This is a genomic window from Rhizobium altiplani (assembly GCF_001542405.1).
Taxonomy (GTDB): domain Bacteria; phylum Pseudomonadota; class Alphaproteobacteria; order Rhizobiales; family Rhizobiaceae; genus Rhizobium; species Rhizobium altiplani.
The window spans coordinates 1-14,244 of the sequence record NZ_LNCD01000046.1 but is presented as its reverse complement, the minus strand read 5'-3'; the positions used below and the strand labels follow the sequence as shown (position 1 = coordinate 14,244).

The following is a 14,244-nucleotide window of genomic DNA, read 5'->3' as shown; positions in this document are numbered from 1 at the left end:
ATGATTTCATGATGCCTGTTTCCTCGATCGTCTATTGCGTTGAGCGCGAGCGCGTAGAATGTCGATCTGGTCCTCCATCAGTTCGATCTGCCATGGTTGTCCTTTCACTAGCTGCCGGCCTTGAATCAGGCCTCGTGCCAGGTATTTGAAGATGGTCTGCGGCGTAATGCCAAGAGCTGCAGCAGCTCCTTGAACGGAATAGGTTCCGTCTGGCCACCTGACGGGGTTGGAGCTCGTTCCGTTGATTTTGACGGTTGGAATGCCCCAACGCCTGCGCAAGAGCCAGACATTGTCACCTTTGAAGGCGCAATTCTGTGCGGCACGGAAGCCTTCCGCGTTCAGTACCGACGCAATTTCCTTGTCCATTTTGCCTGCGGCGTTCAGCTCCGTCACGCGCGCTCGTAATTTGTCGATATCGATATAGTCGCCATAGGTATGAACGCGCCTTTGGACAGAGTGCTCGCTCGTCGCTCCCGTTTGCCACAAGATCTTGATCCAGACCTGTCCTTGCAGCCGTTTTTGATCGAGAACGACCTCGCAGATAATGAGGCGTAAGATGCTCTTTCGCTCGGCCGCCGTGGTCAATGGGGCATGCCAGATGCCAGGCAGGTTCTCTCCGAGTGCCAATAACCCGTCGCGATCTGCCTCGCTGAGAACCAGGGGCTCGTCGGACCGCCACCGTTCATAGTCCTGCTCGATGGCCGCGGCCGCGCGCAACTTTTCCTCCCATCCGCGTTCCAGCGAACGGGCCACCAAGCGGTTCTCTGGCTCGACTGCATCATATTGGCGCCGTGCCCTTTCCGCCTCGTAGCGCGCACGTTCGCGCCGCAGAGCCCATTGACGCTCGAGTTGACGGGCCTCCTCTTCCATCTGGCCCAGTGCGGCGACGGCGATAGCAATCCTGTCCGGCGTCAGAGCCTCGAGTAGAATGCTTTCGACGCGTGCATCGACCGGCAGAGCGCGCACCTCCTGGCATAACGGCCCTCCGTCGTGGCCGCGGTCGGCGCGGCATGCGTAGACGGGATAGTTTCCCGCAGGGCCGCTATAGCGCAAACTCATCCGGCGACCGCACCGCCCGCAGACAGCGATGCCCTGCAGCAGCGCGGCGCCCTTGCGCGGCAAGCCCGAATGGCCGGCTTCGTAGCGGTTGATGTTGTTCTCCAATCGCCGTTGGTTCTCCATGAACTGCTCCCAGCCGATGTAACCAGGATGGGCCGCTTCCAAACAGACCTCCCAGTCCGCGATGGGGACCTTAGTCGTCCGCGGACGATAAACGTCCTGGCGAACGCGTCCACCCGTCTGCCGCCGCCGACCATAGACATAGGCCCCAGCATAGCCGGGATTATGGAGAATGCTGAGCACCCGCGGGTTGCTGGCCTCACGCCAAACCACTTCGTGCGGCGCCGGACCACGAAGGGGGCGCATTGGCAACGGCAAATTCTCCTTGCGTAGGTAGCGCATCACTGCCCGCGCGCTTCCTAACTCGCGGAATTTGCTGAAGACCAGGCACAGCCTTGCCTGCACCTCCTCATCGGGGTTGAGGATGATTTGGCCTGAGCGGTCGTAAGCCAATCCGGCGGGAAGGCCAAGGCGCAATTCGCCGCGTGCCGCTTTCTGGCGCTCACCCTGATGCAGGCGTTGCTTGATCTGGTGCAGCTCCGCCTCGCTCATGATGCCGGACAAGCCCAGCAGCAGGCGGTCGTGATAAGCGCACGGATCGTAGAGCCGTTCGCCGTCAGCGATGATGACGCCAAACAATGAGCACAGATCGAGGAGTTGATGCCAGTCGCGGTTGTTACGGGCGAGCCGGGAGGCGTCAAGACTGATGACAAGCCCCGCGTTTCCCAGCCCGATCTCCGCGATTAGCTTCTTGAAGCCCTCTCGCTCGACGCAGCCCGAACCGGATTTGCCGAGATCTTCATCGATGACGTGCACGCGTTCATGTGGCCAGCCAAGAGCGACGGCACGATCGATCAGACGATACTGCAACTCCGTGCTTTCCTGATGATGGCGCACCTGGTTTACGGAAGACTGGCGGACATAGATGTAGGCGAGCTTGCCGCGATGCTCGGCCGTGACGCGCTCGTCCGGGTTATTCGTCGCTCTCAGCATGCCGATCCACCTTTGTCGGCGCGCGTATTGACCGCATCCGCATCAACAGGGGGGCAAGTTTTTGAGCAAGTTGTTTCCGCGTCTCCGGCGGCAGATCGAGCCACGGACGCGGGACTGTCGTGCTCGGGGTAAGAAGCTTTACGAGGGACTGAGACGCTACGCGGTACGGTTTTGATTGCACGTTCATCGCGAATCACCTCCTTGGAACGGGAGGTAACCATGCTGTTCAAATGGTGCATCAATGTGAGCAGGGTTCGAACGCTGATGCGAGGCGCCGACTTCGACTCGCTTCGCGCTTCCGGCGAAGCGGTTACAAGATCGGTTATCGATCGGCGAATTGAACGGCGGCGTCCGTCAGGTAATCGAACGACAACGAATGCCGCACCGCGGCCGGACTGGACCGACACCAGCTCAAGACGCTGACCCGCAAGGCCGTGGCGCGGGTCAATGATAGTCACATGATGCACCACCCCGTCGACAATAGCGGCAGTCTGCGATGCTTGGTTTGCCGATGATCTCATGCCAGGCTGATACCGGAAGCTGACTGGTAATGATTGTCGAGCGGCGGCCGTAGCGATCCTCAAGGATCTCCAGAAGGTCGTGGCGCGCCTGTTCGTTGAGCGGCTCCAGACCCCAGTCATCGAGGATCAAGAGCTGGACGTGCCCGAGGGTCCGCTGCAGCCTGGCATAGCGGCCATCGCCGTGAGCGAGAGCAAGATTGGCAAACAGCCGCGGCACGCGCTGATAGAGAACCGAGCGATCATCGCGGCAGGCCTTGTGCCCGAGCGCACAGGCCAACCAGCTTTTTCCGACGCCAGATGGCCCGCAGATCGCGAGGTTGTCGTGGGCATCGATCCAGTCGCCGCCGATCAGCTTCATGAACAGCGCCCGATCGAGACCGCGCTCGCTGCGGTAGTCGACATCCTCGGGCACGGCATGGTGGCGCAGTTTGGCAAACCGCAGACGGGCGGCAAGCTTGCGATCGTGGCGCGAGCTCCATTCTCGTTCGAGCAGCAGCCCGAGCCATTCGGCATGGGAGAGTTGTTCGCTCTCGCCGTTGCTGATCAGTTCGTTGAACGCCTTGGCCATGCCGGTCAGGCCCATGGCATTCAATTTATCAAGGGTGGGATGTGCAAGCATATGTCGTCTCCTCAGTGGTAATAGCGGGGGCCGCGGATGTTGGAGTGATTGATCGGCTCGGGTGATGCTGGGCTTGATGACGAAGATCGGTCGAGGTGATTGTCGAGAATGGAGCGCACCGATCCATAGGTTCGAGCGCCGATTTCCAATGCTCGGCTGCAGGCCGCATTGACCCTCTCGCGTTCGAATGCTTTGACGAGGCGGATAATGCCTAGGCAGGCTCTGTAGCCCTGTTCCGGATGCGGCCGATCAGCGAGAATACGCTCGCAGAGCAATGCAACGTCCGATCCGATTGCCGATGCTTCGCGGCTGATACGTTCGATCGTCCAGTCGGCAAAGCGGCGATGGGAGGATGGCATGTGCTCGGGCGTTGTCGTGTGCTTGCCATTGCCACTCGAACGCCTGTGGGCGGCGATGCGCTCGCCCTTGTGGAAGATCTCGATGGTATTGGCGGTGATGCGTGCCTCGACTTGCTCACGGGCAAAACGATAGGGCACGGAGTAATAGTGCTTATCGATATCGACATGATAATCGAGCCCAGCCCGGCGTATCTTCCATTCAGCAAAGACGTATCGTTCGACGGAAAGCGGCCGCAGGGCCGGATAGTCGATCTCTTCAAACAACTGTCGCCTTGTGCGCCCGACACGGCGCAGAACACGGGTGTCGTTGAGATCGGCGAGCAATTCGATGATTGCCGCATTGACGTCGGCAAGGCTGTAGAAGACGCGGTGGCGCATTCGGCCAAGCAACCAGCGCTCGACAATGCGAACCGCTGCCTCCACTTTCGCCTTGTCCCGCGGCCGGCGTGGTCGCGTCGGAAGAACCGAGCTTCCGTAGTGAGCTGCCATCCCGGCATAGGTGCGATTGACCTGCGGATCAAAATGGCAGGCCTTGATCACGGCCACTTTGGCGTTGTCAGGGACAAGCAATGCCGGCGCGCCACCAAACGCTTCAAGCGCCAGCAGGTGGCACTCAATCCAGTCGGGAAGTGTTTCGCTCCAGCGGGCGTGTGCAAATGACAGGCTCGATGCCCCCAACACCGCAACGAACAGATGCGCCTGTCGCGTCTTTCCCGACAATCTGTCGACGACCACCGTCACCGTGTCGCCGGCATAATCGACGAACAGCTTTTCGCCAGCCGCATGATCCTGGCGCATCGTCACCGGCAGCTTCACCGCCCAAGCGCGATACAAATCACAGTAGCGGCTGTAGCGATATCCATCGGGATGAAGGCCGATATACTCGTCCCAGAGGATCTGCAGCGTCACATGCTTGCGCTTCAGTTCGCGATGAACATGCGCCCAATCCGGCTCGGCACTGCGACGGTGACCGGTCTTCGTGCCGGCAGCCTTATAGAGAGCCGCTTCCAACATCGCATCGCTGACATCGTCGCCCAAAGGCCAGGAAAGCCCGGCACGCTCCAAACGGCGCAACGTCTCGCGCACCGTCGACGGGGCCGCTCCAACGCGCACCGCAATCAACTTGTGGCCAAGGCCGTCCTCAAATCGGTATCTCAAAATCTCGCGGACACGCCGCATCTTTAGTCTCTCCGCTGGCATCGCGTTCCTTCCTCTCCAGCAAAAAGGAAGAACGTCTCACCAGCAGGACACCCCGACAAACACCCCAATCAGGGGGCGGCATCATCTCGGAACAAGGGGGCGGTTAATTCTCGGAATTGGGGGCGGCATCATTTCGGAATGCGGGGGCGGATTGCCTCGGAATCTGCATTCAATCGCTCAATCGGGTTCGTGCTGTGAAGCTTGGTCCAGTGCTGCTTGGGAAACGTCACGTAGGCGAGGACATCTTCCTCGGCGATGTCTGCGGATTTCACTAAATTGGGACAGCGATTTCGGAAAGTCGCGGACAAGCGTTTCGCTAGACTAAGTCACGCACATCGGATGTGATCGAGCTCCGGTTGCCTTGTTGCTGCTACCGGTGATTAATTTCGGTTATTTCGCCACCGGTCAAGATCGGCGGTGTCTTTCGTTTCCACATGCTGTCAACTTCGAGCGTTATGCGGTGTGCGTTGTGAACAATACGGTCTAAAATCGCATCAGCAAAAGTGGCCTCTCCAATCATCTCATGCCAGGCAGCCGCAGGAAGCTGAGCCGTGATCAGGATCGACTTCCGCCGATATCTTTCTTCGAAGATTTACAGCAGGTCGAGGCGCTGTCGGTCGTTCAAGGTATGAGTTCCCCAGTCATCCAGTACCAGCAACTGAACGCGTGCCAGTTCGTCTATGAGGCGCGGAAAGCGGCCATCGAGCCGTGCAAGTGCAAGATCCTCAAACAGTCGTGGCATGCGAACGTAGAGCACGGAATAGTCGAGGCGGGGCGCCTGTCGTGCGAAGGCGCAAGCAATCCATGTTTTTCCGGTGCCCGTTTGGCTCTTCAGAATCAAATTCTCATTTGCCTTCAACCAATGCTCCTTGTGCAACGCGAGAACTTTGCGACGATCCAGTCCGCGGTGGGCGCTAATCGATGTCTTCGATTGAGGCATTGGCAAAACGAAGCTTTGCCGCTGCCAGCCGATTGCTCAGCCGTTTGTCTGTTCTCATGGCAATCTCGCGATCGAGCATCAGACCAAGGCGTTCGTCGAAGCTAAGATCATTTCCATGAACCTGTTCGCTAAGCTCGCGTTAGGCCGTCGCCATCCCGGCAAGGCCAAAGGCGTTCATCTGGTCGATAGTTGGGTGTGTCAGCATTTGGTTTCCTTTCTCACTGGTAGTAGGTTTTGCCGCGGATATCCGTCTGGATCTGTCTCACGGTATTCTTGCCACAGCAGATTGAGCGTCACGCCTTTGCGCTTCAGCTCGCTGGCAATCTTTGGCCAATTCGGCTTATCGGTGTCGCGTGGAGGTCGTCCCATCTGGCGGAATAGTCGCTGCTCGAGAACTTCGTCGTCGTCCAGGCCAGGTGGCAGCGGCCACATGGCAAGCCCAGCTTCCCGAGCTCGCAACAAGTACGTCGAGATCGACGTCTTGCTCATCTTCAGACGTTCTGCGACTGCCCGTATCGGCGGTTCCTGCTCAGCCGCAATATCGACCGGATGTCCTTCACGTCAGTATGTCTCGCTTGCTTCCGTCTGGACATCAGATCCTCGCTCAATACACGAGGGCAAATTGCCAGATCGGCGCTCACGAAAATCGAGATAAATCCGACACAACTTCTGTCTGCGACTTAATGAAATCGCTGTCCGGAACTTTGTGAAACCCGCACTGTCCAGAACGTTTCGGCACTTTTGGCCTGATCTGATCGGCGACATTGCGCCACTGTTGGCTGGCGGCTTTCGAGGTATCTTGGGCAAAGGCCGTTGCAATGAAGGCTGAGACCACGCGTCGGCCACTCTTGCCGGCATGAGCCAAGGCATTGCGCATGAAGTGAACTCGACTCGACATCTTTGCCAAGTGTCGGAAAGGACTATCGAGATCGCCACCTTGACACCTTCATGCGCATCGGAGACGGCAAGCTTGACGCCGCGCAGACCGCGCCGGGTGAGCTTGCGCAGGAATTCCGTCCAGATTGGCTCGGCCTCAGAGGTGCCGATTTCCATACCGAGTACCTCCCGACGACCATCGGTGTTGACACCGACCGCGATGATGACAGTGACGGAGACGATGCGTCCGCCACGCCGGCCTTAGCTGCCGTTTCGAAAACGGGAACGAACCATGCAAGGCCACCGATCACCAGGCACGTTCAACGGTTCGTCTCCATGCACTCAGCGATCCGCAATTGCTTTTCAGTTCCGTCCCGTGGCCGCGCCGCGTAAACAATTCGCTACCGTCGGCTCGAAGCTTTCGATGCACGGAAAATTGCGGCCTGTGTCGGCTGAACATCCACGAGCCGCCGACCTTTCCAGCCAGAGAAACTTAACGTAACAACACCGTTTGACCTCATCATCGATCTCCTCACAAAGCCGCGAGACCTGGCTCTTGGAGATGCCACTCATGCCCATCGCCTTGACCAGATCGTCAACCGAGCGGGTTGAGACGCCTTGGATGTAAGCCTCCCGGATCACGGCGGTCAGAGCCTTCTCGGCCATGCAGCGCGGCTCCAGAAAGCTCGGAAAGTAGCTGCCGGTGCGAAGCTTTGGAATCCGCAGTTCGACGGTGCCATCTCGGGTCTCCAAGTCGCGATCGCGATAGCCGTTACGCTGAGCAAGTCGAAAGTTATTCTTCTCGCCGTAGGCCGCACCGGTCTTCGTGCCAACCTCCAGCTCCAGCAACTTCTCCGCGGCAAAGCCAATCATCTCGCGCAGCAAATCCGCATCAGCGCTCTCCTCAACAAGCGAGCGGAGGTCCATCATGTCATTGGTCATCGGTGGTCTTTCCATCCTAACGGAAAAAGCCGATGACCACCGCTATCCTGCTACAGCACCTCTCGGGACGTCATCGAAATTCCTGACACTCCCCCGAAACATCTTCACCGCTGCCCTAAATGCACGAACAAACCAGCGCACGAGTGCATAAACAAAGAAAGGCTACAAAGCGATATATCCTGCCTGCCTGCCTGACCTGCCAGGGTAATTTCCTCCAGATTGGATTAGAGTCCGGCCTGATTTAGGACGGACGCATGAAGAAGCAGAGATTTACGGAATAGCAGATTATTGCGGTGCTGAAGGAGCAGGAGGCTGGCGCGAAGGTGGCCGACCTTTAATCGCCGCTGGATGAAAGTTCAGTGGCAGGTCATGCCAAGCCAAACCAAGCCAAAAGTTGGATGTGACGTGTTGTTGACTTAGCAATCCCGCTGCCCTTCGCAGCTCGCTTAAGTCGTGCCCTTTGGACTGCACGGAAGCGGCGACTTCTACGGCAACCCTAGGGACACGTTCAAAAGATACCTTGTAGTGTGTCGAAACGACGCCCACTGTATCGGCCAGAGATTATAAAAAAATCGGTCCAATTATAAAAAAAATCGGTCCAATAAGGAAGAGAGCCCCTCTCTATATAAAGCTAATTTGTCAGTGCATCCACCACACAATCAACTCTCCACATTCTGTATAAACCACACTTTTATCTTCCATCATACCTTCACCATGGCAGGCAACTATCCAACCTACGTGCGCCCCCAATTTGACAGCATGTGCCTGACGGGGTTGCCCAAAGACGAGCTCCGCAACGGCCTTAATAATGCAGTCAAAAAATATCATGCTTACCTCAAGCGGGTCATGAAGGCTCAGGTCAAGTGGGTGGCTGAGGCGCGGGCTTATGAACAAGCTGCGGGACTTCCTCCAAAAGATTTTGGGAACCTCGAAATGGTGCCCTGTATGACCGAAACTCCAATGTTCGGCTATAGGGAAGAGATCGATCTTGAACGCATTCCTGCAGATCCCGCCCTCTTATATGCCTATTTGCCCACAAGGCTTGTACAAGCCTGTGTTGAAAACAGGAACTTAGAAAGCGTCCCAACTAAATATTTTCCTGGGGTGGTGCTGGCGATGGACCTCTGTCCATACGATAGGATCATCACTGCTAAATCTGTAGTTAGTAAGTACCACCAGCGATGGTGCTCTACCGTAGAGCGTGAAGATATGCAGTCTTTCCTCGCAATCTTTCCCACTGACCGCTTCACTGCAGAAGACAATGGTGTATGGACCCGCTGTATAACGAGAGGGCACTTCGACATCGTGGCCCATGGAGAGATGATTTGGCCATCCTCTGTGCCTGACACTGCCTGGCCGACTGCATCTGGTTGGGATGATTAGTGGTGTCACTCTCGCCGCCAACACGCGGTGCTGGTCCTGGCTCGTCAATGTTTACGTCCGTCTCGGTTGCCGATTATGTTATTTGTTTTACCGTGGTTATTTCTCTTTTTTGTTGTTATTTCTCCTTTTTGCGCCAACGGCGCCATGTTGTTGTACTGTTCGTTGAATTCAATTCAAGTCAAGGCCAGGCCAGTTTGAATTATATATTCTTTCTCGCTTTTTTCTTATATTATTTGTGTTCTTGTTATTTCTATTTTTTCATGAGCGCCGATAGGCAACAAATTGAACGCATCTTCGTTCATCTCCGTTATCATAATACCTAAAATGTAACCTCCATGGAGAGGCGATAGGACCTCCATCAAGAGGTGTTTATTTTGCTCACAATGAACATGGAAGCCTGTTGACCCGGGCAATCAGCCTCCACCGGAAGCCGTGAGGCTTCCACCTCGCCCCAAAAAAACCAGAGCAACATCTACATCAGGATATATCCTGCCACCATTGCCGCTGATCATCATATGTCGGATTTGTTCCTGACCTGCTACGGTAATTTCCCCCAGATTGGATTAGAGTCCGGCCTGATTAAGGACGGACGCATGAAGAAGCAGAGATTTACGGAAGAGCAGATTATTGCGGTGCTGAAGGAGCGGGAGGCTGGCGCGAAGGTGGCCGACCTTTGCTGCAAGCATGGAATTTCCGAAGCGAGGTTTTATAATTGGAAAGCCAAATAGGATGGCGAATTGCGATTGACGCGCGGGGGCGGTTCAGATTCAAGAATCTGATGACTCGCACCGGCGAACCGAGCATTGCAGAACTGATGGCGCAATTGGCAGCCAATGCTGCCGAAATCGCGGCGCTCAAAGCCGAGAAGGAAGCGCTCTCGCAGCGGGTCGTCAAGCTGGAAGAGGAGCTGGCACTGGCAAGGCTGCATCGCTTTGCACCCCGCAGCGAAAAGCACATCGATCGTCTCTTCAATGAGGCCGAAGAGGCTGCGGTCGAGGATGACAGCGAGGCAGGCGATGTTGTCGAGCTTCCGGACACTGGCCTGCCAGCGATAGAGGGTCAGACGGGAAAGAAGCGTGGACGCAGACCTCTGCCGGCAGACCTGCCGCGCGAGCGTGTTGAATACGACCTTGCCGACGATCAGAAGGCTTGTCCTTGCTGCAACAGCCAAATGCATCGTATGGGCGAGGCCGTTAGCGAACAACTCCATATCGAGGTCAAGGCAAAGGTCCTGCAGAATGTGCGGTTCAAGTACGCTTGCCGCCACTGCGACCGCACCGGGATCAACACGCCTGTCGTGATCGCGCCCATGCCGACGCAGCCTCTGCCGGGCAGTATCGCAACCGCCTCGACACTGGCCTTCGCGCTCGTCCACAAATACGTCGATGGCACGCCGCTTTACCGCGTGGCTCAGACATTCGAGCGTGCTGGTGTTCCAATCAGCCGCGGCGCTCTCGCTCACTGGGTGATCGGTTCGAGCGAAAAGCATCTGCACCGCATCTATGATGCGCTGAAACTGCGGTTGCGATCGCAGCCTCTCATTCATGGCGATGAGACGACAGTCCAAATCCTCAAGGAAAAGGACAAGGAAGCCACCAGCACATCGTATATGTGGGCCTATCGGAGTGGCGAGGATAGTGACGAGCCAATCGTGCTTCTCGACTACCAGCCTGGCCGCGGTCAGATTTATCCGCAGACCTTCCTTGGTGACTACCGCGGCATATTGGTGAGCGATGGCTACACAGCCTGGCGCACATTGGATGGTGCAACCCATGTCGGATGCATGGCTCATTCCAGGCGGCGCTTTGTCGAGGCCCTCAAAACCAGGAAGAATGGAGGCGGCCCGCCGGAGCAAGCGCTCAGGTTCTTCGAGCAGCTCTACCGGATCGAGAGGCAGGCGCGAGAGATAAAGCCCGACGCAGGTGAAACGCACGCCGACTGCATTCGCCGCTTCCGGCAACAGCACAGTTTGCCTGTCCTGAACGCCCTCAAGACGTGGCTCGACGCCATCGCGCCAAAGGTCGTGCCCGATACAAAGCTCGGCGACGCCGTGTCCTATACCCTGAACCAATGGGATTACCTGACACGCTACACCAGCGACGGCAGGATGCCGATCGACAACAACATTTTGGAACGCGAAATCAGAGTTTTTGCCACCGGAAGAAAATCGTGGCTGTTCAGCGATACCGCTGACGGAGCCAGGGCCAGCGCCGTGATCTACAGTCTCATGCTCACTTGCCGCGCCTGCGGCGTCGACCCGCTCGCCTGGCTGCGCAACGTGCTCACAGAGTTGCCGCAGCGCGAAGAAGCGGCCGAAATCGGCGACCTGCTGCCGTTCAACTTCTCCAATTACTACTGTGGTCGGATAGAGCCGGATCTCGCTACCAATGCGCGGACGTTCATCGGGCTTGCCGCCGTCAATGCGCATCGAAAATCGCGCTTACAAACTCTAACTACAATCGTCAGAACCTATGACCTTGCCCCCAAGTTTTATCCAGTTTTAAGTTCGCTCCGACGGTTTTGGGTTGCTGTATTTGGGGCGGTAGCGGCGGGTTGCGGTGCGGAGCCATTCCGGCTGCGCAGCACCGCATCACGTCGCGGGTTGATTGTCTGAGCGAACTCGGCAGGTGTCATCCAGCCGAGTCCAGAGTGTGGTCGATGATCGTTGTACAACACGACGACAGAACACCCACGGGACCGAGGTTCGCGAGCTTTTGTATCCGTGGCATCCCTGGTCCGGGCGGTTTGTTCACGTCCATGAGGCGCTGTCCAAAGGGACGCATATTTTCCGCTGCAGCCTTTCTGGTTCTTCTTCTGATCGACTTCTTGAAGTCCCAGCATGGATGTTCGACCGCTCCGTGAGCGGATATTGGCGCAGCCCGCCGGTTCCTTACGTCGATCTCTCAAGCCTGCATGCTTTGGCAAAGTTACTGGAAGACGCCGATGCCTCATCGCAATCTGCGGTAATGGGCGCAGCATTGGCCTCTCACGAAACGAGTCGGAGAGATGTCCATGCCTTGCCAGTCCATGACATACCAGTTCGATCTGTTTTCGGTTCCACAGCGGGGAAAGAAGGCAGGGACGCCGCAATGGCTGGAGTTGCCAGAGGAGACCCGCCAAGCGCTGACGGTGCTCATCGTGCGGCTGTTCGTCGATCACGCAAACTGCGGGCGTGCCTCCCAGCAGAAGGATGCCGGTCATGATGCATGAGAAGATCGGGCCGCATCATCTGGAGCGGAAGGCCATCCTCTATGTTCGGCAGTCCTCGGCTCACCAGGTCCTCCACAATCGCGAAAGTAGCGCCCTCCAGTACGCCATGCGCGACCGGCTGGCCGCGCTTGGATGGTCACATATAGAGACGGTGGATGACGACCTTGGTCGTTCGGCCGCCGGCGGCGTGACCCGCGCTGGATTTGACCGGATGGTGGCGGAAGTCTGCCTTGGAAAGGTCGGCGCCGTGGCGGCACGTGAGGTATCGCGCTTCGCCCGGAACAGCCGGGACTGGCAACAACTCATCGAGATGTGCCGTGTTGTTGATACGGTCCTGGTCGACCAGGAAGCGGTTTATGCGCCCCGCCAGGGCAACGACCGCCTGCTCTTGGGTTTGAAGGGCAGCCTCAACGAGTATGAACTCGATCTCTTGCGTCAGCGTTCCCTTTCCGCCCGCTATGAGAAGGCTCGCCGCGGTGAACTCGTCGTTACTGTTCCGGTCGGCTTCGTAAAGGCCGGTGACAGGATCGAGAAGGATCCCGACCGACGCATCCAGGAAGCCATTGCACTCGTCTTCAACAAGGTTGCCGAACTCGGCAGTGCGCGGCAGGCTCTACTATGGTTCCTCGAGCAGGGGCTGGACCTGCCGGTCAGGTACGCCAATGGTGACGTCATCTGGCGAAGGCCAAATTATGCCACCATCCACCGGATGATTGCGAACCCGATCTACGGCGGAGCGTACGCTTATGGTAAGAGTCGCTCCGTGCCCCGATACGATGGCCGATCTGGAATTCGCCGCAAGACGCGTGATGAATGGTTGGCGCTGATCCCGGATGCACACGAAGGTTACGTCAGTTGGGAACGGGCGGAGGAGATCCGCAAGATGGTCAGCGATAATATGCCGGCTAGCCGCCATCACGGAGCGCCGAAACATGGTGACGCTCTGCTTGCCGGCCTTTTCCGTTGCAAGAGGTGCGGTCGGAAGCTGACGGTCCGGTACACCGGAGCCAAGCATAACATTCCGCGCTATTCCTGCTGGCGTGGTCTACTCGACAATGGCGAGCCCCGCTGCATTGCTTTCGGCGGTCTGCGGGTCGATGACGCGATCGAAGAGGCGCTGCTAGGGGTGGTGGAACCGGGAGCCATTGCCGCCGCCATCGAGGCGGAACGGAATATGGCCAGCCAACGCGACCGGGTTCAGGATGCCCTGCTGCGCGACCTCGAGGCAGCGCGCTATGTCGCCGACCGGGCCTTCCGGCAATACGACGCGGCCGATCCGGAGAATAGGCTGGTGACGTCGGAGCTCGAAGCACGCTGGAACAAAGCGCTCGCTCGTGTCGGCGAGATTGAGGCCAAGATTGCCAAACATCGGACAGTTGCGCCGCAGCCATTCCCCATGTCCGCTTCCCAGGTAACCGCACTTGCGGGGAATCTTCGCATCGTCTGGACGGCGCCGACAACCGATGCAAGGCTGAAGAAGCGCATCGTGCGCACGCTCATCAATGAAGTGGTCGCCGATCTCGATGATGGAACCTCTGAGATCGTCCTCGTCATTCATTGGGTTGGTGGCGTCCATACCGAGCTGCGCCTGCCTAAACGGCGCCGCGGGCAAAGAAACGCGACGCCTGACGACATCGTCGACGCTGTGCGACAGCTCGTCCTTATTGCCAATGACGATGTGATTGCCGGTGTCCTCAATCGCAATGGACTGACGACCGGCAATGGCAATCGTTGGACACGGGAGCGGGTCACTGCGCTGAGGTCATATCGCAAGATTCCGGTCTTCCGTCCCCAGATCGACGGTGTCGAGCCGTGGCTTAATCTGAGCGGTGCGGCGAAGTTACTCGGGATAACACCAAAGACGCTGCGTCTGGCGGCCGAGGCCGGCGAGATTGAGGGGGCTCATCCGCTACCCGATGGCCCATGGATCTTCAGCCGTTCAAGAATCGCGACTCCACAAGCACGTCAGATCCTCAATCGTGCCCGGCAAAACCCTCGACACCCCACAGGATCGTCTCCAGATCAGGAAAGCTTATTCTCTTCAACAACATAGAAAGATGGGCGTTATGAAACAGGATTGTA

At 57.5% G+C, this 14,244-nt stretch carries 6 protein-coding genes and 8 pseudogenes; 5 read left to right on the top strand and 9 right to left on the bottom strand.

Annotated elements, in window-relative coordinates; translation table 11 throughout:
- Positions 1 to 6: 6 nt before the first annotated feature.
- From AS026_RS09690 to AS026_RS44450, 8 genes and pseudogenes are all read right to left on the bottom strand, one after another.
- The gene (locus tag AS026_RS09690) at positions 7 to 2,112 is read right to left on the bottom strand and encodes a recombinase family protein (protein WP_028749699.1); all 2,106 of its coding nucleotides are present in this window, start codon (positions 2,110 to 2,112) and stop codon (positions 7 to 9) included.
- A complete protein-coding gene (locus tag AS026_RS44455; protein WP_425349780.1) occupies positions 2,106 to 2,633 on the bottom strand; it encodes a DUF5372 family protein in 528 nt (175 codons plus the stop codon). The genes AS026_RS09690 and AS026_RS44455 overlap by 7 nt, the downstream gene beginning before the upstream one ends.
- Positions 2,602 to 3,252, bottom strand: a pseudogene (gene istB / locus AS026_RS09685) (IS21-like element ISRel16 family helper ATPase IstB); the annotation flags it as partial. The gene AS026_RS44455 and the pseudogene istB (AS026_RS09685), both read right to left, overlap by 32 nt.
- An 11-nt stretch (positions 3,253 to 3,263) precedes the next feature.
- A complete protein-coding gene (gene istA, locus AS026_RS09680; protein ID WP_081593627.1) occupies positions 3,264 to 4,790 on the bottom strand; it encodes an IS21 family transposase in 1,527 nt (508 codons plus the stop codon).
- Between the two features lie 182 nt (positions 4,791 to 4,972).
- Positions 4,973 to 5,107 (bottom strand): annotated as a pseudogene (locus tag AS026_RS41995) (transposase); the annotation flags it as partial.
- A gap of 74 nt (positions 5,108 to 5,181) precedes the next feature.
- Positions 5,182 to 5,956, bottom strand: a pseudogene (istB, locus tag AS026_RS09675) (IS21-like element helper ATPase IstB).
- 38 nt (positions 5,957 to 5,994) lie between these two features.
- Positions 5,995 to 6,344: pseudogene (locus tag AS026_RS43175) on the bottom strand (IS21 family transposase); the annotation flags it as partial.
- 137 nt (positions 6,345 to 6,481) lie between these two features.
- Positions 6,482 to 7,569, bottom strand: a pseudogene (locus AS026_RS44450) (transposase); the annotation flags it as partial.
- Between the two features lie 714 nt (positions 7,570 to 8,283).
- Here AS026_RS44450 and AS026_RS09660 point away from each other — a divergent pair.
- The 3 genes and pseudogenes from AS026_RS09660 to tnpC all read left to right on the top strand — a co-directional run.
- Positions 8,284 to 8,952 carry a RolB family protein gene (locus AS026_RS09660; protein ID WP_037076695.1) on the top strand — a complete coding sequence of 223 codons (669 nt, stop codon included), beginning with the start codon at positions 8,284 to 8,286 and terminating at the stop codon, positions 8,950 to 8,952.
- Between the two features lie 593 nt (positions 8,953 to 9,545).
- Positions 9,546 to 9,677, top strand: a pseudogene (locus AS026_RS09655) (transposase); the annotation flags it as partial.
- A 53-nt stretch (positions 9,678 to 9,730) separates the two neighbouring features.
- Positions 9,731 to 11,299, top strand: a pseudogene (gene tnpC, locus AS026_RS09650) (IS66 family transposase); the annotation flags it as partial.
- 143 nt (positions 11,300 to 11,442) lie between these two features.
- Here the strand turns inward: tnpC and AS026_RS42685 are convergent.
- Positions 11,443 to 11,622, bottom strand: a pseudogene (locus AS026_RS42685) (IS3 family transposase); the annotation flags it as partial.
- Positions 11,623 to 11,964: 342 nt separating this feature from the next.
- Between AS026_RS42685 and AS026_RS42680 the strand changes: the two are divergent.
- Both AS026_RS42680 and AS026_RS09640 read left to right on the top strand, forming a co-directional pair.
- Positions 11,965 to 12,162 (top strand): hypothetical protein, encoded by a 198-nt coding sequence (locus tag AS026_RS42680; protein WP_028749735.1) that lies wholly within the window; start codon positions 11,965 to 11,967, stop codon positions 12,160 to 12,162.
- Positions 12,152 to 14,215 carry a recombinase family protein gene (locus tag AS026_RS09640; protein WP_062368484.1) on the top strand — a complete coding sequence of 688 codons (2,064 nt, stop codon included), beginning with the start codon at positions 12,152 to 12,154 and terminating at the stop codon, positions 14,213 to 14,215. The genes AS026_RS42680 and AS026_RS09640 overlap by 11 nt, the downstream gene beginning before the upstream one ends.
- The last annotated feature ends 29 nt before the right edge of the window (positions 14,216 to 14,244 follow it).